Origin of the sequence: Nodosilinea sp. LEGE 07298 (assembly GCF_015207265.1) — a bacterium.
GTDB lineage: Bacteria > Cyanobacteriota > Cyanobacteriia > Phormidesmidales > Phormidesmidaceae > Nodosilinea.
The window spans coordinates 1-2,820 of sequence record NZ_JADEXE010000494.1 but is presented as its reverse complement, the minus strand read 5'-3'; the positions used below and the strand labels follow the sequence as shown (position 1 = coordinate 2,820).

At 51.9% G+C, this 2,820-nt stretch carries 4 protein-coding genes and 1 pseudogene; 1 reads left to right on the top strand and 4 read right to left on the bottom strand.

Annotation, left to right across the window (positions count from 1 at the left end; genetic code table 11):
* The coding region (locus IQ273_RS36235; protein ID WP_194021068.1) for a transposase at positions 1-100 on the bottom strand (100 nt) is incomplete at its 3' end.
* Between the two features lie 156 nt (positions 101-256).
* Between IQ273_RS36235 and IQ273_RS32235 the strand changes: the two genes are divergently transcribed.
* Positions 257-1,180, top strand: coding sequence for a pentapeptide repeat-containing protein (locus IQ273_RS32235; RefSeq protein ID WP_194027160.1), 924 nt, complete (start codon positions 257-259; stop codon positions 1,178-1,180).
* A gap of 46 nt (positions 1,181-1,226) precedes the next feature.
* On the opposite strand, the gene IQ273_RS32230 is transcribed toward IQ273_RS32235, so the two are convergent.
* The 3 genes and pseudogenes from IQ273_RS32230 to IQ273_RS32220 all read right to left on the bottom strand — a co-directional run.
* Positions 1,227-1,871, bottom strand: coding sequence for a hypothetical protein (locus tag IQ273_RS32230; protein ID WP_194027159.1), 645 nt, complete (start codon positions 1,869-1,871; stop codon positions 1,227-1,229).
* A gap of 268 nt (positions 1,872-2,139) precedes the next feature.
* A complete protein-coding gene (locus tag IQ273_RS32225) occupies positions 2,140-2,304 on the bottom strand; it encodes a hypothetical protein (protein ID WP_228054312.1) in 165 nt (54 codons plus the stop codon).
* A 128-nt stretch (positions 2,305-2,432) separates the two neighbouring features.
* Positions 2,433-2,820: pseudogene (locus tag IQ273_RS32220) on the bottom strand (tyramine oxidase); the annotation flags it as partial.

Genomic DNA, 2,820 nt, shown 5'->3' with positions numbered 1-2,820 from the left:
AGCCGCACTTCGGACACCGGATAACGCCGTCGGGCCAGCGCAACGTCCGAACGCTGTCGTAGCACTTGGCCTCTTCCAAAAGGTGTGTCAGGGTTAGCATGAGATCGCAGAGCAGGTGCACTTTAGTGTTCAGCCTAGCGAATACATCATCTGCTTGCAGGTCACCTCCCTGAAACACCTATTGAGCCCATAAAGATTAGGCCGTTCCCAGAGTCAGGGTAGCGATAATGGACTCAGCAGCGAGGGAGTCTCAAGCATGCGGGAGCGATTCAAGCAGTGGCAGTCAAAGAACAGGATCAATAAATGGTGGGTGATGGGCGCGATCGCCACTCCAGTTTTTTTCTGGATGGTGGGGGGGTCGCTACTCCCCGATCGCAGTCTTCAGCCCGATTACGATCGCCTATCCCCCAGCGAAAGAATAGCCCTTGCTGACCAACAGCGTGAAACCCTGATTGGCGGTATTGGCGCGATCGCAACGGTTGTCGGTGGAGTCTTTCTGTTTCGCAAATCTCCCACTGCCAACAGAAATACCGAGACAGCCAACCTCAGCCATGCCAACCTCATCGGTGCCGACCTCAATTGTGCTGAGTTTAGCGGTGCCGACCTCAGCGGTGCCGACCTCATCGATGCCAACCTTTGTGGTGCCAACCTCATTAGTACCGACCTCAGCGGTGCCAACCTCAGCGGTGCCAACCTCAGTGGTGCCAATCTCAGCGGTGCCGACCTCAGCAGCACCAACCTCAGCGGTGCCGACCTCAGCAGCACCAACCTCAGCGGTGCCAACCTCAACTGTGCCGAGCTTAGATATGCCAACCTCAGCGGTGCTGACCTCAGATATGCCAACCTTAGCGGTGCCGACCTCAGACAGGCTAACCTCAGCGGGGCCGACCTCAACTGTGCCCTGCTTGTCGATGCCAACTTTAGCGATGCCAACCTCAGCGGTGCCTTGCTATTTTTTATCAATTCACGAGACGTTCAAAACCTTGAACCGCTTCAATTAGAGGCAAAACATTCGCCGTTTTTATGTAATGCTGCACTGCCTGCCTATGCCAGTCGACCAGATGTGAACCCCAATCGTGACTGCGATCGCATTCCCCAACTGTTGAGCGATCGCTATGATATTTCCCTCGAAGAAGCTCAAGAGATAGTCTACGAAGCTCGACAACACCATTGGGACTAAATACTGGCGATCTTCATACCCTATTTCATCCCATTTATCAGATGAGTTATGAGGCAGCGAAGCCTTTACAGGCTACTTTGGTTGACTTCGAAGACACTGAAGCAAATTTGAGAATATCAGGATTGGGCCTGGAGCGATGCTGTTTATTGGCCTCATACCGTTCGTTGATCTCAACCTGCCTGCGATAAAATTTATATTCTTCTTGAAAATGCTGATAAATCTCTTCGTAGGATTGTTCAATATTAAAATCTAGCTCTTCAAGCTCTAGTGAAGTCAAAGTTTTTTCGAGCAGTATGGTCTTGATCTTGACATCCTCGATGCTGGAATTTTTACACGACTTAAGCAGCTCAATGCGCCACTTCATTGGAATATAGGACTCAATATCAATCGCAAAGTCTTTCGTGCCATTGCTCCGAATATAGCTAACCACTCGCCCAACCGCCGCATATCCCCCAAACCGTTCAAACTTGGTATCGACCTCGACATCCTTGGCCATATAAAGCCAAATATGGTCTAGGGTTCTAATTTGCTCTTTACACCCTTTGTAAGGAACCACCTTGACGTGGCGCAGCAGAAAGGCTGTATCTCCAGTTCTGTCAGCTGTTTCCCAGTGACTTAAGTATCCCTGAAAGCGAACGCTTTGCCCTAGCCAATCGGCAAGCGGTCTACATGCGATCGGTGTCTGCTGCATATTGAGGCTCCCCTGACCGAGTCTCTTTTACGTTTGAAGGGCAACTCGGCTATTTTTTCAGGTTGCCCAACTTCGAGGCAGTTATCTTAAAAGCGACGGCAAAATTCTATTGCAGCAGTCGATTTAGTTAAGACATTTTAATAAGCGGAATCCTCTGGTCGGAGCATTGCAGCGTTTTGCCCGACGCCGAACCTGTCCTAACCCAGTGGACGTTTGCAATAGCGGTCATGACGGGTTTGATGGTGCGATCGCCGACGCATCACAAGTACTATTTAAACACCGTTGAGAGAATGATCGTGAGGGTTGCGCTGGCGATCAGCGTAAACGCCAGCTGTACTACCCACTGGGTGCCCTTTTGGTAGGCATCAAATTTGTCGTTAGAGCGTTCCATATCCGTAGAGAGCTTGTCAATTTTGTCAGACAAGCTTTGCATCTGGGCTGACAAGCCCTGAACATTAGGTTCTTGATTTGGTGTCGTAGTCATTGGCGTCAGCACCCCAAACGTCAGTGCCTCCAGTATTCCCATAATACGTCATGGCGACTGGAGGCACCTCTCTGGCATTAGTTGCAGCAGCTGTGTTTGCTGGCAGCGGGGGGCACGTCGTTAGCCGGGTTTTCGTCGAAGAAATTCAGCGGCTTGAGCATAAAGCCAATGTAGGCCGTGGGCATGACCGGCCAATCTTCCGCCCTGGGCACGTGGCTGTGGGCAAAGGTATACCAAACCACTAGGTCGGTATTGTCTACGGGGCGATTTGCCGCTGTCCACTTCGGTAAGCCTTCACCCCCAGGCGACTGGTTGGGGTAGTCGCCCGCCGAGAATTTTTCGTCGGGGGCGTAGGGTGTCACCCACAGGTGCTTAGTCATGTAGGTGGCCCGCTTGGTCACGCTGGCGCTGGGGCGGGCTATGGGCAGGGTATTTTCGCCGGGCATGAGTTTGTAGGCGGTGGGG